This window comes from Luteimonas sp. S4-F44, assembly GCF_022637415.1.
Lineage (GTDB): Bacteria > Pseudomonadota > Gammaproteobacteria > Xanthomonadales > Xanthomonadaceae > Luteimonas.
This window is the reverse complement of the sequence record NZ_CP093340.1, coordinates 3,305,373-3,328,117: the sequence shown is the minus strand read 5'-3', so window position 1 is coordinate 3,328,117 and position 22,745 is coordinate 3,305,373. Positions and strand designations below refer to the sequence as shown.

General features: G+C 64.4%; 18 protein-coding genes. 3 read left to right on the top strand and 15 right to left on the bottom strand.

From position 1 onward, the window contains the following. Window positions 1-2: 2 nt before the first annotated feature. From MNO14_RS14930 to MNO14_RS14870, 13 genes are all read right to left on the bottom strand, one after another. A complete protein-coding gene (locus MNO14_RS14930) occupies window positions 3-1,007 on the bottom strand; it encodes a glycosyltransferase family A protein (RefSeq protein ID WP_241944474.1) in 1,005 nt (334 codons plus the stop codon). Continuing rightward, window positions 1,007-1,948 (bottom strand): UDP-N-acetylmuramate dehydrogenase, encoded by a 942-nt coding sequence (murB, locus tag MNO14_RS14925; RefSeq protein ID WP_241944473.1) that lies wholly within the window; start codon window positions 1,946-1,948, stop codon window positions 1,007-1,009. Before murB ends, MNO14_RS14930 begins: the two co-directional genes overlap by 1 nt. Next, the gene (locus MNO14_RS14920) at window positions 1,945-3,204 is read right to left on the bottom strand and encodes a UDP-N-acetylglucosamine 1-carboxyvinyltransferase (RefSeq protein WP_241944472.1); all 1,260 of its coding nucleotides are present in this window, start codon (window positions 3,202-3,204) and stop codon (window positions 1,945-1,947) included. The genes murB and MNO14_RS14920 overlap by 4 nt, the downstream gene beginning before the upstream one ends. Beyond that, window positions 3,201-3,713, bottom strand: coding sequence for a hypothetical protein (locus tag MNO14_RS14915; protein ID WP_241944471.1), 513 nt, complete (start codon window positions 3,711-3,713; stop codon window positions 3,201-3,203). The genes MNO14_RS14920 and MNO14_RS14915 overlap by 4 nt, the downstream gene beginning before the upstream one ends. Further along, entirely contained in the window at window positions 3,710-4,936 is a 1,227-nt protein-coding gene (locus MNO14_RS14910; protein ID WP_241944470.1) for an oligosaccharide flippase family protein, read from the bottom strand. Before MNO14_RS14910 ends, MNO14_RS14915 begins: the two co-directional genes overlap by 4 nt. A 123-nt stretch (window positions 4,937-5,059) precedes the next feature. Then, entirely contained in the window at window positions 5,060-6,043 is a 984-nt protein-coding gene (locus tag MNO14_RS14905) for an NAD-dependent epimerase (RefSeq protein ID WP_241944469.1), read from the bottom strand. Window positions 6,044-6,067: 24 nt separating this feature from the next. Beyond that, window positions 6,068-7,234 (bottom strand): nucleotide sugar dehydrogenase, encoded by a 1,167-nt coding sequence (locus tag MNO14_RS14900; RefSeq protein ID WP_241944468.1) that lies wholly within the window; start codon window positions 7,232-7,234, stop codon window positions 6,068-6,070. 144 nt (window positions 7,235-7,378) lie between these two features. Continuing rightward, window positions 7,379-8,812 (bottom strand): undecaprenyl-phosphate glucose phosphotransferase, encoded by a 1,434-nt coding sequence (locus tag MNO14_RS14895; protein ID WP_241944467.1) that lies wholly within the window; start codon window positions 8,810-8,812, stop codon window positions 7,379-7,381. Window positions 8,813-9,181: 369 nt separating this feature from the next. Then, window positions 9,182-11,368, bottom strand: coding sequence for a YjbH domain-containing protein (locus MNO14_RS14890; RefSeq protein WP_241944466.1), 2,187 nt, complete (start codon window positions 11,366-11,368; stop codon window positions 9,182-9,184). Beyond that, window positions 11,365-12,168: a capsule biosynthesis GfcC family protein gene (locus MNO14_RS14885; protein ID WP_241944465.1), complete on the bottom strand. Its 804-nt coding sequence runs from the start codon at window positions 12,166-12,168 to the stop codon at window positions 11,365-11,367. The genes MNO14_RS14890 and MNO14_RS14885 overlap by 4 nt, the downstream gene beginning before the upstream one ends. Beyond that, window positions 12,165-12,842 carry a YjbF family lipoprotein gene (locus MNO14_RS14880; protein WP_241944464.1) on the bottom strand — a complete coding sequence of 226 codons (678 nt, stop codon included), beginning with the start codon at window positions 12,840-12,842 and terminating at the stop codon, window positions 12,165-12,167. Before MNO14_RS14880 ends, MNO14_RS14885 begins: the two co-directional genes overlap by 4 nt. Further along, on the bottom strand, window positions 12,842-13,945 hold the full coding sequence (locus MNO14_RS14875; protein WP_241944463.1) for a polysaccharide biosynthesis/export family protein: 1,104 nt from the start codon (window positions 13,943-13,945) through the stop codon (window positions 12,842-12,844). Before MNO14_RS14875 ends, MNO14_RS14880 begins: the two co-directional genes overlap by 1 nt. A gap of 118 nt (window positions 13,946-14,063) precedes the next feature. Further along, window positions 14,064-14,399, bottom strand: coding sequence for a hypothetical protein (locus MNO14_RS14870; RefSeq protein ID WP_241946383.1), 336 nt, complete (start codon window positions 14,397-14,399; stop codon window positions 14,064-14,066). A gap of 219 nt (window positions 14,400-14,618) precedes the next feature. Here MNO14_RS14870 and MNO14_RS14865 point away from each other — a divergent pair, with 219 nt between their 5' ends. The 3 genes from MNO14_RS14865 to ubiA all read left to right on the top strand — a co-directional run bounded on the left by MNO14_RS14865 (window position 14,619) and on the right by ubiA (window position 18,597). Further along, a complete protein-coding gene (locus tag MNO14_RS14865) occupies window positions 14,619-15,056 on the top strand; it encodes a low molecular weight protein-tyrosine-phosphatase (RefSeq protein ID WP_241946359.1) in 438 nt (145 codons plus the stop codon). A gap of 70 nt (window positions 15,057-15,126) precedes the next feature. Then, on the top strand, window positions 15,127-17,367 hold the full coding sequence (locus tag MNO14_RS14860; protein ID WP_241944462.1) for a polysaccharide biosynthesis tyrosine autokinase: 2,241 nt from the start codon (window positions 15,127-15,129) through the stop codon (window positions 17,365-17,367). A 312-nt stretch (window positions 17,368-17,679) separates the two neighbouring features. Continuing rightward, window positions 17,680-18,597, top strand: coding sequence for a 4-hydroxybenzoate octaprenyltransferase (gene ubiA / locus MNO14_RS14855; RefSeq protein WP_241944461.1), 918 nt, complete (start codon window positions 17,680-17,682; stop codon window positions 18,595-18,597). A gap of 121 nt (window positions 18,598-18,718) precedes the next feature. Here ubiA and MNO14_RS14850 read toward each other — a convergent pair whose 3' ends face one another. After that, a complete protein-coding gene (locus tag MNO14_RS14850; protein WP_241944460.1) occupies window positions 18,719-19,060 on the bottom strand; it encodes a hypothetical protein in 342 nt (113 codons plus the stop codon). Window positions 19,061-19,259: 199 nt separating this feature from the next. Continuing rightward, window positions 19,260-22,730, bottom strand: coding sequence for a PAS domain-containing hybrid sensor histidine kinase/response regulator (locus MNO14_RS14845; protein WP_241944459.1), 3,471 nt, complete (start codon window positions 22,728-22,730; stop codon window positions 19,260-19,262). Window positions 22,731-22,745: the final 15 nt, after the last annotated feature.

Here is a 22,745-nt window from a genome sequence, read left to right as displayed (position 1 = left end):
CTTCAGCTCAACGTTTCCCAGCCAGCGCGATGGCCGAGGAGCTTGAGATAAAAACGGCGGAGGAGTGGAAAATGTGCTGCAGATTCGACAGCCAACCTGGTGGCGAATGTCCGCACGTTGCACCGCTCTTCCAAGGCCCGCCGAGCGTACAGGCGCGCTTCGTCCATATCTCCTAGGTAAAGAGACTGGAGCGCAATTTTTGCGGACGCCTCGGCGAGTGCCGGGTGTGGGCGGCGCAGTAGTCCCGCAGATGCACCGTAAATATCAACCGCATCAGCGCCGTCCCGAAGGCGGTCATCGTGGCATTGCCGTGCGAAAGAGGAGAAGGCCTGCTGAAGATAGAGCTTGGAACGATTGGTCGACACCCCATCACCCGCAAAATTCCGCCTTACATACAGAACATCGGGAAGATTGCTCATTTTCCAGCCCGCGGCTGCTATGCGGATCCAAAGATCGCGATCCTGGGCGAACATGAAAAATGGGCGGTAGCCGCCAACCTGTTCATACGCCTCGCGACGGATCATGACCTCGCCGTGGCTGAATGGGTTGCCGCCCTTCAGGAAGTCATCGATCGACGCAGGCCCCGCCTTGCCATGGGTTCCAAGAGCAGTTGAGACGCCGGCCACATTGTACGCCTCATGCCGCCTGAGGCACCCAACAACACCCAGGCGTGTATCCGCTTCCATCGCTTGAACCTGCTTGGAAATACGTTCAGGCTCAGAAACATCACCAGCGCCTTGTACGGCGATATAGCGCCCGCGCGAAGCGTCGATGGCATGACGAATTGCCGCTACGAAGCCTGCGTTGGTCTGGTGAATGACGATTAACCTTGGATCGTCGAAGGTGTCAAGGATCTCTCGGACGCGAGGATCCTTGCTTCCATCGTTGACAAGAACGATCTCGAAGGAATCAAAGCTCTGCGTCAGCAGACTTTGCAGCGTGTCGTGCAGGAAGTCAGCCCTGTTGTACCAGGCGCAGACGATCGAGACGAGGGGAAGGCCTTCCATCAGATCTCCTTGATGGTGCCTACGGGCGTGACATAACGCGCTTCCACCGCCATCGAATAGCCCGTTGCTCGAGCAACTTGGTCTTTGACAAGTGCAATCAGCGCGAGTACGTCGGCGGCCCTCGCTTGTCCGCCATTGATGATGAAGTTCGCGTGCTCATGCGACACAAATGCATCGCCGACCGTGTGTCCCTTCAGCCCTTGTGCTTCGATCACCTTGCCTGGAGGTCCGTACTGCGCATACATGGCGGGGTTGCTTACGAAGACCGAGCCGCAATTGGGCAGCTTCTGCGGAAACTTCGAGCGGCGGCTTCGCATGATATCGAGCATCTCCCGCCGCTGAACTCTGTGGTCCGCCCCAGCTTCGAGCTCCAGTTCCACGCTGGAAATGATCTCATCGCTCGACTGGAACGCCGACGTACGATACGCGAAGCCACATGCTTGCTGGTTGCGCTCCACTCGCTCGCCGCGGACATCTACCGAAACCACGGAGACTACGTGGGAACCAATACCCTTGCGCTGACTCCCCCCATTCATGCAAACCAGTCCTCCAAGTGTGCCGGGAATACCACACGTATGTTCGATCCCGGTAAGCCCCGCCATCATTGCGCGTCGGGCGAGGCCCGGTACCCATGTTCCGGCCTCCGCATTGACTCGGCTGCCCCTTATAGTCACCGAAGAAAGGCCGCAACCGATCTGGATCACAACGGCGCGCAGCCCCTCGTCCGCGAACAGCAGATTGCTTGTGGCGCCAATGACGACCGAAGGCAATCCGCAGCTGTAAAGCCAGCCACGGAGATGGGAGAGCTCATCGATGCTACGAGGAGACACGAGAATGTCGGCGTTCCCGCCGATCCGCCAGCGACTTATAGAGCTCAGTGGTACATCGCACCGCACAGCTCCAGGAAATAGCCGGGCTAGTTCGACAGCGGCCTTCTTCAAGCCCATCTTATGTCTGCGCCCATTGCCTGAAGCTTCTCAGCAAAATCGACATAGCCACGCGAGATCTGCCAAGCATCCGTCACGACGGTCTCGCCCTCGGCCGCCAAGCCGCAAAGTGTCAATGCTGCGCCAGCTCTGAGATCCAATGCGCGCACTTCCGCGCCCTGAAGCGCTCCGCCTTGACCATGAATGCGCAGCATGTCGCCGTCCACGTCATGGCGAACCCCCATTTTCGCCATCTCCTCGGCATATCCATAACGGCCGGGGAACCGAAGATCGACGATACGCGATTCGCCTCGGGCCATCGCTCCCCATGCCGCAAGGATCGGTTGCACGTCGGAGTTGATTCCAGGATGTGGACCAGTGCTGATCTCGATCGGGTAGCAAGTACCGCCCCTCACAATCAGTGAGTCGTCACCGACGTAAAGACGCGCACCGGCGGATCGCAAATGGGCCAGCACCACTTCCAGATCCGCATGCGGGAAGTCGGCGATCTCAATGTCTCCGCCAGTGATGACGGCGGCAGAAAGCCAGGTAATAGCCTCCATGTTGTCGGCAATCACCCGATGCTCAGCGCCGTGCAGGGCGTCCACTCCACGGATTTCAATGTGCTCCTGTCCGAACACAGTAATGCGTGCACCCATCGAGTTGAGAAGGGCAATGAGATCCAAGATTTCCGGGCGGATGTGAGGATTCCAAACCCGTGTGATGCCTTTGGCCAAGGTGCCGGCAAGAATTGCATTCTCGGTGGCACCCGTAGAGCGCATTGGAAGGTGGATATCGGCGCCCACCAAACCGCTGGGAGCTTCTGCATACAAATAGTCATCATCCTCCCAAACGCGGGCGCCGAGGCGTTCCAGGAGCATCACATGCAGGTCGTACTTTCTTTCTCCGAGCTTGCAGCCACCGGGAAGCGGGACGCTGCCGGCACCCAAGCGCGCGGTAAGCGCGCCCAAGATGAGAAGCGTATTGCGAATCGAACGGCCCTCCCATCTCAGCTGGCTCAACAGCGATTGCGTCTCGCTGATACGGATGACGTCTTTACCGACGATCTCTGCAGACTTGCCGAGCGCACGCAGCATGTCTACATGCACCTGGGTATCCAGAAGGCCAGCCGGGTAGTTCCGCAGCTCCAGCACGCCGTCGGTGAGAATGCTGGCAGCTAGCAGCCGAAGCGCAGAATTCTTGGCGCCGGCGAGAGAAACGCGGCCTTCGAGGCGGGACTTTTTTACATGCAGGACAGCGCTGTTGCTCATGGGTGCATTTGCTCGGACAAGGAGGCGGGGGGAGAATTTGTGACAATACGGGCCGGAATTCCGACAGCGGTGGCGTTGTCGGGAACGTCTCGGGTCACGACGGCATTTGCGCCGATGATGCAATTGCGACCGACGTTGACACGACCAACCACGACGGCGCCAGCGAAAATCGTGGTACCGGCTCCGACAGTAGGGTAATTATTGGATTTCCAATCGCCGGAGCGCGCTCCGCCGAGCGTGACATTCTGATAGATTTTGACAGATTCACCTATCACCACGCCCTCGCCAATCACAACGCCGGTCGGATGCTTGAGGTCCATTGATGCGGGGAAGGTCGCTTTGCGCGAAATAAAGAGGCCGTGCTTGCGTTGCAATCGCGTCTCGATAAATCGACCTAGGGTGCTGTAGCCGTTCTCTCGCGCATATATCATGACGCGCAGATGCCATCGCACGCGTGGCTTGGCGCCTCCGAAAACAAGCATGTAGAACAGCCGTAACAGGTTCCTCATTTCTTTGCTTCCATGTGTCGGGCTGCGGCTTTGTTGACCACGTGGAGGATGTAGAGTGTTATCAAGAGATAAAAACCGAAAAGAAATCCGCTCAGCAAGTAAATGAATTGGCGTTGAGGGAGTGAGAAAATCAGGCAGCCTTGATAAATCGCAAGAAGACCGGCTGCTCGGATCGCGTTGATGATTAGAAATGCGCCTTGTGCGTTGTAGATATTTAGAATCTGCACAAGCGGTGCCGAAGTCAGCTGCAGGAGTATGAACGGAGCTAGGATCGACGCATAACGCCCCGCATCGGTCCAGCGTGCTCCAAACGCCACATGGAAGAGTGGCTCCCCCAATAGCACCAGTACGAGAGTCAGAGGTAAGCCGACGAGGAAAAGTTTCTTCTGCACCGAGTAGGCGAGTGCCTTGATGCGGACTTCGGAGCCCTTTGGTAATCGTGCGATCTCGCCGTAGAATGCCTGCCCGACTGATTGCCCGATCAGGTTGCTGGGTATTGCCAGCGCCATAAGGGCCAGGCCAAGTTGACCAGTGGCGCTGGCACCGAACAAAGCTGCAGCAAACATGATGGGCGCCTGCGTGGAGAACACCAGCAGGAACTGTGAGGGCATGCGAAACGTCGGGAAGCCGCGATAGTAGCGGGCCAACAGCCGCATGGAGCTCCGTCGAATGCGGTGTGCATTGGCGCGGAAATCGTGCCGAAAACGCAGCCAGAACGAGCTGATACCCCCGCTTTGCTCTACTAGGTGTCCAAGTAACAATCCGAAGGGCTTGATTGCTGCCAGGCCTAGGCAGACTTTCACGAGGACGCTCAGTGCTGACTGGAGAACTTTGGTCTGCGAGATCACTCGGTACGCTCGCCGGCGTGTTGCCCACAGGCTCAGGGCTTCATACATCGCCAGTCCGACTGCCCCAAGAATGACGAGCCACCACCAAGGGGCAAGAATCTGCATGGACATCCAGCCAAGAACGATGTCGCCGAACAACCAGGCCAGCAGTGAGATTATGACGGTGACACCTATAAGCAGCAGCCCCGACAACATCATCAGATTGGCTGCCATGCCGTCCGAGCGCGGCAGCGGAACGGCGAGCACATAACGCAGCGTCAGCATTGGGGCGATTACTGCGACAAGGGCACTGTAGACAGACAGTGCGCCATAGTCAGAAGGGCTGTAGATACGGGTAAGGAGAGGAATCGCTGCGATGCCGATCAGTCGGGCCATTCCCGATCCCAAAGCCAGCGTCAGCATTCCACGCACAACGTCGCTAGCGTCTCCACCCAGGAGGCGTTCGCGGAGCCGGGATAATTTCATGCCGATCGCCGATTGCATTGCGGCCCTACAGGATCATCGTGCGCGTTCGGGATAGAATTCGCGATACCATGCAGCGAAACGCTGCAAGCCGGTCGCAAGGTCGGTCTTGGGCGAGAAGCCGAAATCCTGTGCGCTACGATCGATGTCAGCATACGTCGCATACACGTCGCCTGGCTGCATATCTAGCATGTTCTTCTTCGCCTGGCGGCCAAGCGCGTCCTCAAGCAGGGAGATCATCTCCAGCAACTGCTCGGGGTTGTTATTGCCCAAGTTGTAGATCCGGTGTGGGGTCTCATCTGAAGCCGCCAGTGGGGCGCCCTCTACGAGGGTCTGGATTCCGTCCACAATATCGTCGATATAGGTGAAGTCTCGCTTCATGTCGCCGTAATTATATACATCGATCGACTTTCCGGCGGTAATGGCATTTGCGAACTTGAAGTACGCCATGTCGGGCCGGCCCCAGGGGCCGTAGACCGTAAAGAAGCGCAAGCCCGTGATCGGGAATCGATAGAGATGCGCATATGTTTGGCACATCAACTCGTCAGCTTTTTTTGTGGCTGCGTAGAGCGAAACCGGCGCATCTACCCTGTCTTCGATAGAGAAAGGCTGCTTGGTGTTGGCGCCATACACTGAGGAGGAGGACGCGTAGATGAGATGCTTGATGCGGTGATGGCGGCAGCCCTCGAGCACGGTCAATGTGCCAGTGAGGTTGCTGTCGATATACGCAAACGGATTGTCGATAGAATAGCGAACACCTGCCTGAGCCCCGAGGTGGAGCACCACGTCAAATTCGTTCTCCGCAAATAGGCTTGCCATGCCTTCACGATTTGCAAGATCCAGGCGGTTGAACGAAAACCCTTCGCGAGCAGAAAGCTGCGAGAGGCGCGCCTCCTTCAATCTCACATCGTAATAATCATTGAGGTTGTCGATTCCGACGATGCTGTGCCCATTATCGAGCAGTCGTTGCGACGAGTGAAATCCCACGAATCCGGCTGCGCCGGTAATTAGAATATTCATCTATTATTTCCCCGTAGAGCGGGATTAATCGAAGCCGAACAGGTCGCGGGTGTAGACCTTCGCCCTGACGTCCTCGAGGTCCCGAGTCAACCGGTTTGCGATGATGACGTCGGCCTTCGCCTTGAAGGCGACGAGGTCGTTGACCACGCGTGAATGGTAGAACTCCGGCGCGTCCAGTACAGGCTCGTGCACGACGACTTCGATGCCCTTGGCCTTGATGCGCTTCATGACGCCCTGGATCGCCGAGGCGCGGAAGTTGTCGGAGCCGGTCTTCATGACGAGCCGATAGATGCCGACCACCTTCGGGTTTCGCCGGATCACGTCGTCCGCGATGAAGTCCTTGCGTGTCCGATTCGCTTCCACGATGGCGTGGATCATGTTCTGCGGCACGTCGCTGTAATTGGCGAGCAGTTGCTTGGTGTCCTTGGGCAGGCAATAGCCGCCGTACCCGAACGACGGGTTGTTGTAGTGGCTGCCGATGCGCGAGTCGAGGCTTACACCTTCGATGATCTGCCGGGTATCCAGGCCATGCGTGCAGGCGTAGGTATCAAGCTCATTGAAGTACGCCACGCGCATCGCGAGATAGGTGTTGGCGAACAGCTTGATCGCCTCGGCCTCGGTGGCTTCGGTGAATAGCACCGGCACGTCTTGCTTGATTGCGCCTTCCTGCAGCAGACGGGCAAAGATCTCAGCTCGTTCGGAGCGCTCGCCCACGATGATCCGGCTGGGGTGCAGGTTGTCGTACAGCGCCCGGCCTTCGCGCAGGAATTCCGGCGAGAACAGCACTTTGTCAGTGCCGAACTGTGCACGGGCCTTGGCGGTGAAGCCCACCGGTACAGTGGATTTGACCACCATCACCGCGTCAGGGTTGATCTCCCGCACCTGCGCGATGACGCTTTCGACCGAACGCGTGTTGAAGTAGTTCGATGTCGTGTCGTAGTCGGTCGGGGTCGCGATGACGACGTATTGAGCGTCAGTGTAGGCCACGCGGGGATCGGTCGTCGCGGTGAAATCCAGTTCCGGCTTGGCGAGGTATTCGCGGATCTCGACATCGTCCAGCGGCGATTCGCGGCGGTTGAGCATGTCGACCTTGGCCGCGTCGATATCCAGGGCGACCACGGTGTGGTGCTGGGCGAGGAGGAGGGCGTTGGACAGACCGACGTAGCCGGTGCCGGCGATGGCGATTTTCATGGGCGGGAGTTGGTTGCGGGCGATGTGGGTTGGAAGGGTGGTGCGAAGAGCGGAGGAAAGGAACAGCGAAAGGCGCCCCCGTCCGGCCCTTCGGGCCGGCTTCCCCCGCAGGCGGGGGACGGAAGGTCCGAGAACGCATGGCCTTCAATAGGCGTTGCGGCCGATGAAGCCTTTGAAGATGGTCATCACGATGATTCTCAGGTCGAAGGCCAGCGACCAGTTCTGCAAGTAGTACAGGTCGTGTTCGACGCGACGGGCCATTTTATCGAGGGTGTCGGTCTCGCCACGCAGGCCGTTGACCTGTGCCCAGCCGGTGATGCCGGGCTTGACGCGGTGGCGCTGCATGTAATCGTCCACCTGGTCCATGAATTCGTGGTTGTGAGCGATGGCGTGCGGTCTTGGGCCCACGATGGACATGTCGCCCTTCAGAACATTGATGAACTGCGGTAACTCGTCCAAGCTGGTCCGGCGCAGGAAGGCGCCGAAAGGGGTCACACGCGGATCGCCTTTTCGAGCCTGCGTCACTTTGCCGGAGGCTTCGGCATGGACGCGCATGCTACGGAACTTCAGGACCTTGATCTCGCGGCCGTTGAGGCCGTGCCGCCGCTGACGGAAGAACACCGGTCCCGGCGAAGAGAGCTTCACGCCCAGCGCGATGGCCAGCATCAGTGGTGAGATCAGCAGCAGGATCAGAAACGCCAGCACGTGGTCTTCAACGGCCTTCAGCACATAGGCATCGCCACGCAGCGGGCTGCTGCGCAGGTTGATGATCGGCACGCCTGCCACCTGTTCCACGGAGTGGTTCAGCATCTGCATGCCGAACAGGTCGGGGACCAGTTTGATGTCCGCGGTCGAGTGTCGCAGGCGATGCAGGACATCTTTGATCTCGGACTCGGCGCTCATGGGCAGCGCGATCCAGACCTGGTCGATGCGTAGGCGGTGCACGTACTGCTCCAGCGCGTCCACGCTGCCGAGCAGGGGCAGCCCGTCGAGCCGTTGCCGGGAAGTCGAGGGCGCGAACCAGCCGCGCACCTGTAGGCCAAGCCAGGGTTGGGCCTTGAGTTGGTCGGCCAGACGCCGCGCATCCCGCCCGCCGCCAACGATCACGGCCGTTCGGCGGTCGACACCACGTGCACGCAGTCTGTCCGCCAGCGTGCGCACGCCGACGCGCAGGGTTGCGGTTGCCACGATCGTCAGGACGAACCAGGTGGCCCACCACAGCCGAGAAAAATCGTCGCTGAGCTTGAAGGCGACGGCATAGAGAATGCTGGCGGCGAATACTAGCGTCCACAGTGCCAGCAGTTGGCTGCCTTCGCGAACGACGCCGCGCCCGCGCCAGCTGTGGTAAAGCGTGGAGCCGTTGAGCACCAGAACCGCGAACAGCAGCACGCGCGCCAGGTTGCGCACATAGTCGAGCGGCATGACAAAAGTGTCGAACCGCAGCCAGTAGGCCACCAGGCCGGCAACAAGCAGCACCACCAAATCGAGCGCGCGCAGCCCCCATGACAGCAGGGCGGTCAGCTTGCTGGCGATGCGCCAATCCCCTTCGGCCTGCGGCCGGCTGGGTGCAAAGAACATGCCCGACTCCTTCATCGAGCACAGAGCCGGACCGGGCCCCTACCTGGGGGCACCCCCGGCTTCACCCTGTGTGCGGTGTTCAACATCCCATCCGCAGCTGAATGGCCACGGTGGTGCCTTTGGGAGGTGGATACGCATACCAATTTCACGCCAGCTCACCACCTGTGAGAAATTTCTCATAGATGGTGACGCAGAGCAACAAAAATTTGCTGCTATGCGGCAAGAAGTGACAAATATTGTCCAAATTCGCGTGCTGACGGGCGTGGAGACATGTGTCATCGCGACTTTGCGCCTGAGAGGCGCTTCTCATCTCCTTCCATGCCCGGATGAATACGATGACCGTTCAGTTAATAGAACACCCAATGCGGTTCAGCGGTCGATCCATTCCAGGTTGTCGAAGAACAGCTCGCCGCTGCGCTCACCCGTCATCGGGTACAGGCCGTAGGTCCTGAACAGCTTGGCGCCGCCGTCGCGGAACAGGGGCTGCCACATGATCTCGGCGCGTGCGCGGCTGGGACGAGGCAACACGAAGTCCATCGGGATCGAAAAGTAGATGCCCTTGTCGAAGCTGCCCTCGCCAAAAGTGCGCGAGGAGATGTTGGTCTTCGTGGCGTACGCGCCCATGGTCACGCCGTTATTGAAGCGACGGGTCAGGTTGACCGTCGTGCCGATATCGCCGGCCAGGTACTTGCCGACGCTGACATTGGCCTGTAGCCGACGTGTACGCCCGAACGTGTAGTAGCCGGTGATGTGACCGGTGGTGATCTCGTAGTCGCGGAAGCCTGCGTGCTGGTCGAAGTCGCGCTGCCGCACTTGGTTGACGTCCGCGCCTATCGCCCATTGCTCGCCGAACGGGCGATACAGCACTTCGCCGCCGACGCCGCCGTACATCGACTCCAGGTAGCCGGCGTAGGCCATGCCGTACCAGTCGCGCCCGAGTTGGTGCACGGTCGTCAGCTGCAGGTTGGGCACGGTCACGTCGGATGTCGTCATGTACTGACGCTGCCAGGTGCGCACGCGCGGCAGGCGTGTCGGCGCGTCGTAGCGGAACTTGTCAAAGTTGTTGGCGATGTCCACGCTGACTAGGCCCGACAACCACGTATTGCGTGAGAACCAGTAGCTGCCGCTGAAGTCCGCCGAGAGCTGGTACAGGATGAAGCCGTCGGGGCCGCCCAGGATCTGCTTGTACCCGGGCGCGATGCTGCCGCGCAGGCGGCGGAACGGGGCCTCGTAGACCTCATCGCGGTGCTGCTGCGCGGGTGGTGCGAGCTCTACCTTGCGGGCGAATGCGGGCAGATCGATCCGCCGGTCGACGTAGTCGGCGAACGCCTGCCGCTCCACGCTGGTCTCGGCGATCGGCGTGCCGGCGCGCTCGTGCGCAAAGGTGAACCACGTGACGTCGTCGCCGAGCGCATTGTCAAGCACGCGGGCGCCGCGGCCGATGCCTTGGGCCGGGTAGAAGTAGCGGTTGTGGCTCCCGTGGACGATGACCTCGTGCTCGCGGCGGGTGATGCGCGAAACGTGGATACCGGCTTCCTGGTTGAGGTCGGCAGCGATGCGTTCCCAGTCGGGGCGCGCGCCGGTCACGTCATCCAGGTCGGATGCCGACGGGAAGGCGGACGCGGGGACGCCCGCCCCCGGATCGGCGTGGCGGCGTAAGGGCACTGCCGGGCGATCCAGGATCGGCGCATTGCTGCGCGCCGTGGCGAGGTTGGTGGTCAGCGTCAGGCCGATCACAGCCGTGTTGCCGCGCTCCAGGCCTGCCGTCAGCTGCAGGTTCGGGCTGGGGCGGTAGACCAGGCCGACGTTGATCGGTGAGCTCTGTCGCTGGTTGTTGCCTTGGGGCTCGCGCTCGTAGTCATTGCCGTCCAGCTCGACCTTGAGCAGCAGTTGATCGAGTGGCGTCTGCCAGGTGATACCGCCGAACACGCCGATCGGTCCGCGGAACACGTCGCGTCCGGCCTCGCCGGCCTGGGTGATGTCAGGTCGAGGGATAGGACGCGTCTCGAAGCGATCGTTGATCAGGCGGAGCGGATTTGCGATATCGCCACGATTGCCGATGTAGCCGGTCGCGAAGCCCAGGCTGGCATCGATGCTGCCGAAGCGCTTGTTCGCAACGAGATACTCGCTCGAGAACAAGCCGGTACCACCAATATCACGCATGCCGAAGGCGATTTCAGGCCAATAACGACTTTCCTCCCAAAGCCGGACCTTGATATCGATCGACTTGTCCTTGAAGTGTTGGTCGCCGCTCAGGCTTGGTCGGCCGTAGCGACGGTTGTTGATGTTCATGTAGCGGAACGTGCCCTCGAACCAAGGGAACGGCTGCATCGACAGGTTGTAACGCGCATATGGCGAGGTGTAGCTGCCGGTCAGGCTCAGCTGGCCCTCGGCTTCCATGCGCGCGGTCGGGGTCTGCAGCAGCCCGGCACCGCCCCAGTCGCTCTGAGTGATCAGGCTATGCGCCGACTCCTGCGCATGAAGGCTGCCGGCGATCGCCAGGGCCAGCAGCCCCGGTGCCAGGTGGACGGGGCGGCGGCGATGGCGGGCGATCATGGTGCGGGATCCGTATTCGAAGTGTCCGGCGCGTGGGCGGGCAAGGAAGGAAGCGGTTGAGTGGCCAGAAACGCCGCGAGTTCGCGGTTGAGGTCTGGCGCCCCGGCGCGGTGCAGGTCGCGCTCGGGCAGCGGGACATAGAGCGTCGCGCCCGGGGCGAGCGCCTGCCTGGGGCTGCGGTTCCAGCCGGCGATGCCGAGCATCTGCACCGTGCCGTCGGGCTGCACCGCGAACAGCAGGTCGCGGTCAGCGCCTGCAACCGGGCAATCGCGTAGATAGTCGACGGCATCGCGCAGCGGCACATGCGGCAGGGTGCATGTGGCAACCACCGCGCCGGTGACGCGTACGTCCGCGGGACGCGTTGGATAGGTGATCCGGTCGCCAGGCCGCAGGACGAGGTTGGCCTCGGGCCGCACCTCGACGACGCGCGCGTCGAGTTCGTTGTTGACGCGCCCGGTGACCGGAAGCGCGGCCAACTCGGTTTCCAGTCGGGCGGCGGTGGCGATTGTGGACGACGGCACATTGGCACCCGCTTGCACGGCTTGCAGGTCGTGCAGCACGCCCGCCTTGAGCCGGGTCTGTGCTTCGAGCGCAGATGGGCGCAGCAACGCGGCGCCGGTGGTGTAGGCCGCATCGGTCGGCATCGCTGCCAGCAGGACGTCAGCCAAACGAGTCCCGGTCGGAACCTGGTAGTCGGCCGGCCGTTGCACGGCGCCGTCGACGCGGACCTGTAACGTCCCGGATTCGGCCTGTGCGACGCTTGCCGTCAGCAGGGCCAGACATAGCGGTATCCGCTTCATCGCGCGCCTCCCGGCCGGTACGGCTTGAGCTGCACCAGATCCACGCTGTGGCCGGGCGCGACGAGCTGCCGGCTCTTGCGGATGAAGCCGGTCTGCGGTTCCACCCAATACTGGTTGGTCGCATCGACACCGGCGCCGCGCAGCGCTTCATCGAAACGCACCAGCGTGTGCATCGTGCCGAGGATCTCCACCTGCTCCGGGCCGATACGCCGCAGTTCGCCTTCGACCATCGCACCATGGCGATAGCCCGGCATCCAGTCATAGCGTCGCAGCGTGGGAGACGCGCCCTGCAAGGTCGCCAGCCGCGAGAACGGACTGTCGCCCACCAGGCGAATGTCGTTGGCATCCTGCGGCAGTCCGGCGGTCCCGGCCAACAGACCGTCGCGCAAGAACACGATCCTGCGGTCGGGGCTGTACCAGGCGCTGCGGCCGGCATCGTCGTTGCCCAGCACCATCAACGCTTCGAAGTCGTCGCCCCGCACCAGCATCTGGGCATACGGGTTGGCGGCCACCTGCTCCGGCGTGATCTCGAGCTTGGCGCCGAAAACCGCAAGGCGGGCGGCATCGAGACTGCCGCGGCTCAGGCCGCTGCAACCGGCCAGCACCGACAGCAGCAGGACGAGGCAAAGCGCTGCCAGCGCCCGCATGGCGGACGCGGGGTAGGATCGGGCCATCATTCCAGGTCGTTGCTGGTGCCAGCAGCGTTGCGAATCAGGCCCGAGAAGGGAATCAGCTGGGCAATGAAGCGGTTCCACCGGGTGATGCCGGCGGCACCGACGAAGACCACGTCGCCGGGTTGCAGTTGGAACTGACTGGCCACCGCGAATGCCGCCGGAGACTTGGCTTCGAGCTGGTAGACCACGGACGGCGGCGCGTCGGCCTCGAGACCGCGTGCCCCGCGGATCACATAGACCGCATTGCCGTTGGACGTGGTCTGCAGCAGGCCGCGCGCGCGGCCCAGCGCCTGGCTCAGGCTGATGTTGCCCGTGCGGAAGCTCTGCGCGCCGGGTTGCGTCACCTCGCCGACCACGAAGACTTCCTTGGCGTCGAGGAACGGGATGTACAGATGGTCGCCAGACTTGAGATAGATCGCATCGCCTGACTGGCGATCCAGGTCGATCGTGTAGCTGAGGCCGTCGCGGGTCAGGCGCACGCCCGAGAGGTCGGCGACCGTCGGGTTGATGCCGGCCTGGCTGATCGCATCGTTGAGCGTCATCGGCGTCATGGTCAGCGGCACGGCGGTCGAATTGGCGGTCGCGCCAGTGACCCAGGCGCGCTGGCTGCCGTAATTCATCACCGAGACGTCGACCTGCGGCGATTCGATGTAGCGCGCCAGCTTGCCGGCGATGTCCGCGCGCAGTTCGGCCGGCGTGCGGCCTGCGGCCTGGACCTTGCCGATATAGGGATAGAACAGCGTGCCGTCGGTCTGCACATGGCGGCCGGCGGCGTTGAGCTGTTGCTGCGCGCCCGCGGGCACCGTGAGTTCGGGGTGGTCCCAGACCGTGATGTAGAGCACATCGCCGACCCCGATGGTGTAGGCGGACGGCTGATACTCGACCAGTGCAGTCGGCAAACCACCGGTCGTCTGCTGGGTGGCGCGCTCCATCGCGATCAGCTTGGGGGTGATTGGGATCAGGTCGAGCTGGTCGTTACCGACCGTGCGGATGCCCTCATCGTTGGCGCTGCCGGGGCGCAGATGCTGGCCGGGGCTCCAGATGCACCCTGACAGGGCGGAGACGGCGACGAGGGCGATGAGCGGGCGCAGCGTTACGCGCATGGACGAAACTCTCCTGACTACAGTGGGCGGCATAAGGAGGTGCCGTCCATAAAAAACCCCGCCGGTGTTCACCGGCGGGGTCGATCTATCGGTATGACCGCGAGGTGCGGAAGCTCGATCAGCCGCCGGTGCCGCCGGTGCCGCCGGTGCCGCCCGTGCCACCGGTACCGCCGGTGCCGCCGCCACCGTCGCCACCGCCGGTGAACTCGCCTTCGCTGTCACCGCTGTTGTCCATCGCCACCGCAGCCAGCGCGACAACGCCCGCCACGATACCAACGGTCGCGCCGGTGGTCAGCCCGGTGCCCACTGCACCGCCGGTGCCACCGGGAATGCCGCTCGCCTGCGGAGCGTCGTTGTTGGAGGCCGCCGTATCCTGTGCCTGCGGCGCGGCGAAGGCGATGCCGGACAGGCCGGCGAGGGCGATGGTGCCGATCAGGCGAAAGGTCATGTTCATGGGGGAGCTCCAAGCGTGTTGAAGGACGCTATGCGTCCAGGCTGTAGCGAGGCTATAGCTGGCGAGCCGTTCATGTCAAGGCGGATTCTCACGTGGGGATAGTTTGGTGAGGCGGCCTCGACAAGGCTGAATGGGAGGGTGCAGCTCACCAAGAGTGAGCTTGCTAGACTACGCGCTTGTGTCCGCCCCCGGCGGCGTCCGGGAGTGGAGTACGTCCAGGTGTTTCGGAAGGTCTTGTTCGTCTGCATCGGTAACATCTGCCGCAGCCCAACCGCGGAGATCGTGTTGCGATCGGTGCTCGGGACCTCCGGCGTCGCCGTATCGTCGGCCGGGCTGCAGGCGCTGGTCGACCGCCCGATCGACCCGACCGCAGGCCTGCTGTTGCAGGAACGTGGCCTCGACACCGATCAACATCGCGCCCGCCAGTTGACGCCCGCCCTGCTTGCCGATGCCGACCTGGTACTGGTGATGGAGCGGGCCCACCAGGCGCGGATCGCCCGTGAGGTGCCACAGGCTAGCGGTAAGGTGATGCTGCTGGGCAAGTGGATCGGCGAACGCGAGATTCCGGATCCGTATCGACAGCAACGCCCCGCCTTCGAACACGTATTGCGCCTGGTCGACGAATCGGTCGCCGCTTGGCAGCGCTACCTTCGCTAGCGCCTCGGCCTCCCCGGCCACCCGCATCCCCGCGCATCGCGCCCCCACCTATAGAAATCAGAGCCACTGCATGAGCAAGGAAACCGGAGTGTCCGCCAAGGGCGAGGACGAGATCGATCTGCGCGAACTCGTGGGCCTGTTGATTGACCGAAAGTGGTGGATCATCGTTATCACGGCGGCGTTCTTTGTGGTCAGCGTGGCCTACGCGCTGCTGGCGACGCCGATCTACCAGGCGCGCTCGATGGTGCAGGTGGAGTCGAAGGCGCCCAGCATTCCGGGCCTGCCGGATCTGTCGTCGCTGGGCGGTGGCGTCACGTCGGCGGCAGCGACGACGGAAGTCGCACTGATCACGTCGCGCACGGTGATCGGCGATGCAGTCGACAGCACGCATGCCGATGTGGTCATCGAGCCGGTGCGCTTCCCGTTGATCGGCGGTTTCCTCGCGCGCCGTTTCTCGCCCGAGACGCCTGATGCGGTGGCTTCGCCGTGGTTCGGGCTGTCGCGTTACGGCTGGGGCGGCGAGCATGTCGAGATCGCCGGCATGACGGTGCCGTCGATGTGGGAGAACCAGCCGCTGACGCTGCGCGTGGGCGATGACGCTTCGCGTTTCAGCCTGTTCGGGCCGGACGACCAGTTGTTGCTCGAAGGGACAGTCGGCACCGATGCAGAAGGCGGTGGCATCAGGCTGCAGGTGGCGGCACTACGCGCCAATCCAGGCACGCGGTTCAAGGTGACGAAGCTGCGCCGTCTCGACGTCGTGTCCGGTTTTCAGCAGAGTGTTAGCGCAGCCGAACAGGGGCGCGAGTCCGGCATCCTGCAGTTGTCGTTCGAGCATCCAGATCCGCAGTTCGCCGAGACCTTCCTGCAGGCGGTCGCATCCGCTTATGTGCGCCAGAACGTCGAGCGCAACTCGGCCGAAGCCGGTGCGCAGCTGGAGTTCGTGCGCGAGCAGTTGCCGACGGTGCGTCTCCAGGTGGAGGCGGCGCAGAAGGCGATGAACGCGTACCAGACCCGCGCGAATTCGGTCGACATCACGATGCAGACCCAGGGGCTGCTGCAGCAGGAAGTGGCGGTCGAGACCAGCATCCAGCAGTTGCGCCTGCAACAAGCCGAGATGGATCGCAGCTTCACGCGCGAGCACCCGGCGTACCGCGCGTTGCTCAAGCAGATCGGCGAACTCGAAGCGCGTAAGGCCGGCTTCCAGAAGCAGGTTGGCGAGTTGCCCGACACCCAGCAGGAATTGCTGACACTGACGCGTGACTTGCAGGTCAGCAACGAGCTCTACACCGGGCTACTCAATCAGGCGCAGCAGCTCGACGTTGCACGCGCCGGTACCGTGGGCAACGTGCGGATCGTCGATCCGGCGGTCGTCGATACCCAGCGTCCGGTGAAGCCGCGCAAGCCGCTGATCGTGCTGATCGGGACATTCCTGGGCGCATTCCTTGCCGTGGGCCTGGTGTTTCTGCAGCGTATGCTGCACGCCGGCATCGAGGATCCCGCGCAGATCGAGGAACTCGGGCTTCCGGTCTACGCCTCCATCCCACTCAGCGAGTCGCGCGATTTGCTGATCATGGATCGGCTGCGCAACCGCAAGGGGCGCGTGCGCCGCGATCCAGGCTTCGACAAGCGGCAGCACCTGCTCGCGGTCAATGCACCCGCGGACCTGGCGATCGAGGCGATCCGCAGCCTGCGCACCAGCCTGCATTTCGCGATGCTCGAGGCCAAGAACAACATCCTGGCGATCTCCGGCCCGCGCCCGGCGGTGGGCAAGACCTTTGTGTCGGCGAACCTGGCCGCGGTGATCGCGCAGGTCGGGCAACGCGTGCTGGTGATCGACGCGGACATGCGCAAGGGTACGCTGCACAAGGTGCTGGGTGTGCCGCAAACCGGTGGTCTATCCGATGTGCTCGGCGGCAAGCTGGAGGCGGCCGATGCGATCCACACGACCGATGGCGTGGAGAACATGCACTACATGGTGCGCGGCGACATCCCGCCGAACCCGTCGGAACTGCTGATGCATCCGCGCTTCGGCCAGTTGCTGGAGGCATTGTCGAAGCAGTACGACCTGGTGATCGTCGATACCCCGCCGATCCTGGCCGTCACCGACGCCGCGCTGATCGCCCGCCATGCCGGCTCGAGCCTGCTGGTGACGCGCTTCGGCGTGAACCAGCCCAAGGAGATCCTGCTGACCAAGAAGCGCTTCGAGCAGAACGGCGTGCAGGTCAAGGGCGTGATCTTCAACGCGGTCGAGAAGCGCACCACCGGCTACTACAGCTACGGCTACTACGAGTACACGGCCGACAAGGCCTGACCCCCCGCGCTGCTCTCGCGCTTTTGCGCCTTCCCCCGCCTTCCGGGGCATTGCGCCCTTCATGGGTGGAAGGCTGGGGTGGGGGCGCCCCACGCCAGGCTCGTGCCCCCACCCGATGCCTGGCGGCATCGACCTCCCCCGCAGGCGGGGGAGGTGACGTGTGCGCTGCGCCGCTTCGCTCCTTCCCCCGCGGGTGGGGCATTGCGCCCTTCACGGGTGGAAGGCTGGGATGGGGGCGTACGGGGTCAGCAGCGCGACACGGGCCGAAACACCTGGCCCTGCTGGGACCTCGCCGCTAATCTGTCGCCCGTCATGCCCGCATCGCTTTCCACCTCTTTGAGCTCCCCCGGCTGGCGCCAGCGCCTGGCGCTGTACTGGAAACTGGTCCGCGGCGACCGCCCGATCGGGTGGTTGCTGTTGCTGTGGCCGACCTGGTGGGCGCTCTGGATCGCCGCGGAGGGTGTGCCGCCGCTCTGGACGCTCGCTGTCTTCAGCGCCGGCGTTTGGCTGACGCGCTCGGCCGGCTGCGTGATCAACGACTATGCCGATCGCTGGCTCGACCCCCACGTCGAGCGCACCAAGGATCGACCGCTGGCAAGCGGTGCCGTGCGGGGGCGCGAAGCGCTGTGGTTGTTTGCGGGGTTGATGCTGGTCGCGTTCGCGCTGGTGCTGACGATGAACCGGCTGACGGTGCTGATGAGCGTCGTCGGCGTCTTGCTCGCCGCCAGCTACCCCTACCTCAAGCGCTACACGCACCTGCCGCAGGTGTACCTGGGCCTGTCGTTCGGCTGGGCGATCCCGATGGCCTTCGCGGCCGTGCAGGACACGGTGCCGGTGGTGGGCTGGGTGCTGTTCGTGGCCAACATCTTCTGGGCGACCGCGTACGACACTTGGTACGCGATGGTCGACCGCGAGGACGACATCCGAGCGGGCGCGCGCTCCACCGCGATCCTGTTCGGACGCTTCGACCTACTCGCGCAGGCGCTGCTCTATATGGCGATGTTCGCCGCCCTTGCGATCGCCGGTCACCTGGCGGGGCTTGGCCCCTATTACTGGCTGGCGCTCGCCGTCGCGGTGGGGCTGGTGCTGTGGGAGTTCTCGATCGCGCGCAACCGCGAGCGCGGGCCCTGCTTCCGCGCGTTCCTGCACAACCACTGGGTCGGCATGACGGTCTTCATCGGCATCGCCGCGCACTACGCACTGCCGCCGCTGACCCGGTTGATCGGCTGAGAGCTGCAGCTGCAATGACCGCTTGAGCGTTCCCAGCCCGCCACAGAGACGGGCGTGGGGAGCGGCAATGCATGCAGCCCACCGGGTGGGAGAGGCATCACAGTCTGTCGCGGTGCAGGCCTCAGGCCGCGCGGACGTCGCGCAGTTCCCAGGCGCTGCCGGCGAGCAGGCGCAGGCGGTGCTTGAGGACGGTGCTCGAGATCGAGGTGTCGACGGTCAGGTCGATGTCGAGATCGCGCTGTTCACCCACCACGCGTGCGTCAGCGTCAGTAATGCCCAGCGACGGGTCGACGTCGTCGGGCTCGGGCTGGTCGGCGCGCCAGCGTGCGAAGAGGGCGTCGCCGCGTAGGGCGTCCTGGAGTTCGGCGGCGATGCCCTCGGGGCCTTGCGACTGCAGGGCGTAGGCACCGGAGGCGCGGGCCTTGCCGGCGTCGGGGATACGGATCAGATAGCGTGTGCTCATGCGGCGTCTGCGTTGCGAAAGGCTGCAGCCTAGCAATGGAGGGCGTTAGGGAATCGTCATGCGCGGGCGGGCGCCCCGAAGGGCGGGCAGGCGACGACCGCCGGCAGCGGCGCCGAGCGCCAGGCGCGAGCGGTCCACACCGGCACGCAACGCATTGGCCAGTCGTCGCGACCTGCTACGGCGCAGGCGCACGGCCGTCCTACACGAGCCGGCCTTCGGCGCGGGCGCGGCGGGCGGTCATCGCGCTGCGCTGGGCGGCGAGGAAGGCGCGCATCGAGGCCGGTTTGACGGGCTTGGTGAGCACCCGGTAGCCACGGATGCGGGCGGTTTGCTTGAGCGCGTCGCTGCCGTCGGCGGTCAGTAGGGCGCCGGGCGTCTCGGGCGCCATGCCGCGCAGGGCGTCGAGGGTGTCGAGGCCGTCAAGCCGGTCGTGCAGGTGGAAGTCGACGAGCAGTACATCGGGCGCCTCGTCCATCGCCGCGATCGCCTCGTCGATGGTCTTGGCGCACAGCGGCAGCGCGTCCCAGCGCCGCAGCAGGGCGCGCATGCCGGCGAGGATGTCGTCGTCGTTGTCCACGCACAGCACGCGCAGACCGCGCAGCGATTCGTCGCGCAGTGGTGCGGGCGCCGGTGCAGCGACGATCGCCGCCGATGCGCTGCGCGGCACGGTGATCGAGAACATGCTGCCGCGGCCGACCATCGCGCGCGCGTCGAGCGTATGCCCCAGCAGACGCGAGATGCGCTGGCAGATCGACAGGCCAAGGCCGAGGCCGCGGCCGTCCCAGTCGAAGCTGTGCTCGTAGCGGTGGAACTCGTCGTAGATCTGGCTCATGTGGTGCTCGGGAATGCCCGGCCCGGTGTCCCAGACCTGCAGCGCGACCTCGTCGCCGCGCCGGCGCGCCGCCAGCACGATGCGGCCGCTGCGGGTGTAGCGCAGCGCATTGGCCAGGAAGTTCTGCAACACGCGACGCAGCAGGCGGCGGTCGCTGCGTACGGGCGTGGGCGGGGCGTGCAGGCGGATGTCCAGGCCACGCGCCTTGGCCATCGGCGCGTATTGGCCGGCGAGCTGGCGTAGCAGTTCGGCGACGTCGAAGTCGACGATGTCCGGCTTGAGCGCGCCGGCATCGAGCCGGGAGACGTCGAGCAGGCCGTCGAGCAGTTCCTCGGCGGCGCGCAGCGAGGTGTCGATGCGCTCGGCCAGGTGGCGCTGTTCGCCCGGATCGGGGGTCTCGCGCAGCGCGGAGGTGAACAGTCGCGCGGCATTGAGCGGTTGCAGCACGTCGTGGCTGACCGCGGTGAGGAAGCGCGAGCGCGACTCCTGCGCGGCCTCGGCCTCACGGGTGCGCTCGGCCACGCGTTGTTCGAGTGTTTCGTTGACCTCGCGCAGCTCGCGTTCGGCGCGCTTGTAGTCGGTGACATCGCTGTAGCTGGTCGCATAGCCACCGCCGGGCAGCGGCTGACCTCGCAGTTCGATGACCTGGCCGTTGCCGAGCACGCGTTCGGAGACGTGCGGCGAGCCGGCGCGCATGTAGGCGATGCGCTTGTCGACCTCGGTCTGGATGTCGATCGCGTCGCGCGGGCCAAGCTCGCCGCGCTCGGCGTTGTAGCGGATCAGGTCGGCGACCGGACGGCCGACGTAGAGCATGTTGTCGGGATAGCCGAACAGGCGCTGGTAGCTGCGATTCCACGCCACCAGGCGCATGGTGCGGTCGACCACGCTCACGCCGTGGTCGATGTTTTCCAGTGTCGAGGACAGCACCTCGCGGTTGAAGCGCAGTTCCTGGCCGGCCTCGTCGAGCATCGCGACGACCTCGTCGACCTCCATGCCCGAGCCCTTGAGTGCGCTGGTCATCAACAGGCGCGCCGACGAGGCGCCGACCGCGGCGGCGAGCTGGCGCTCGGTAAACTGCAGCCAGGTCCGGTCAGCCGAGGCATTGAGCACCAAGGGCCGCGCCTGCGTCTGCGCGTGTTCATCGAATGCGCGTCGCGCGGTGCGGTCGCCGACGATGCGGCCGATCAGCGTTAGCAGGTCGCCAACGCGGATGTTGCCGCTCCAGTCCTCCGATGCGAGTGCACGCCGCTCGGCATATGGGTCGAGGAAGGGTGCGGCGCGAAGGCGCTCGTCGAGCGAGGGCCGCCAGCGCGCCGACACCAGCAGCAGCGCGCCGACGTTGCCAAGCAACGACCAGAACGTGCCGTGGGTCAGCGGGTCCCAGCCGGCGAGCCCGAACAGCGCGCGCGGCCGCAGCCAGGCGATGCCGAACGGGCCGGCATCGAGCCACTGCGGCTGGATCCAGCCCGACTCGGTCAGCGCGGGCAGCATCAGCGTGTAGCTCCAGATCGCGAAGCCCAGCAACAGCCCGGCCTCGACGCCGCGGCGGCTGGCACCGCGCCAGTACAGCCCGCCGATCAGCGCCGGCGCGAACTGCGCCACCGCCGCGAACGACATCAAGCCGTAAGCGGCCAGCGTGGTGTCCGAGCCGCTGACCCGGTAGTACCCATAGGCCAATGCGGCCAGCGCGATGATCGCCACCCGGCGGATCCACAGCACGGTGGAGCCGACATTGCCGCCGTGGCGTTCGGCGTAGCCGCGGCGCAGCAGCAGCGGCATCACCAGGTCGTTGCTGAGCATCGTCGCCAGCGCGACCGACGACACGATGACCATGCCGGTCGCCGCCGAGAACCCGCCGATGTAGGCGAACAGCGCGATCACGTTGGCGTTCTCGGCCATCGGCAGCGCCAGCACGAAGCTGTCGGGGGCGACCGGGCCGTCGCGGCCGAACAACGTGACGCCGGCGCTGGCGATCGGCAGCACCATCAGGCAGACGATCATCAGGTAGCCGCCGAACAGCCAGCGTGCACGACGGATGTCGCGCACGTCGCCGCATTCGACCACCGCCACGTGGAACTGGCGCGGCAGACAGATCAGCGCCGCGAACGCGAGCAGGCTCTGCGCCACGAAGCCGCTGGGCGGCGCGTTGTCGATCAGCGCGCGTGTGGCCTCGACCATGTGCAGGTCGCGCGCGCCCAGCCACAGCGTCGCGAACAGGCCGACCGTGACCAACGCCAGCAGCTTGATCAGTGATTCGAGCGCCACCGCCAGCATCAGGCCGGGCCGGTGCTCGGTGGCATCGACCTTGCGGGTGCCGAACAGGATGGCGAACAGTGCCATCAGCACCGCGACGTAGAACGCCGGGTCGCCGAATGGCGTGACCGCGTCATCCGGGCCGCCGAGCACGCCCAGGCTGATCGCCACCGCCTTGTACTGCAGCGCCAGGTACGGCACTGCCGCCACCAGCGCGATGCCCGCGACCATCGCCGCCAGCCGCTGCGAGCGGCCGTAGCGCGAGGCGATGAAGTCGGCGATCGAGACGGTGTTCTGCGACTGCGCGATCAGCGCCAGTCGCTCGAGGATGCGCCAGCCGAACAGCAGCACGAGCAGCGGGCCGAGGTAGATCGGCAGGTAACCGATGCCCTGGCGCGCGGCAGTGCCGACCGCGCCGTAGAAGGTCCACGACGAGCAGTACACCGCCAGCGCCAGGCTGTAGACCAGCGGGCGCAGCCACGGCCGCTGTGGATACAGCGGCCGCCGGTCGCCATACCACGCCACCGCGAACAGCAACGCGGCGTAGCCCAGCGACACCAGCAGCAGGATCCAGCCCGGCAGCATGCGACATCCTTCGAC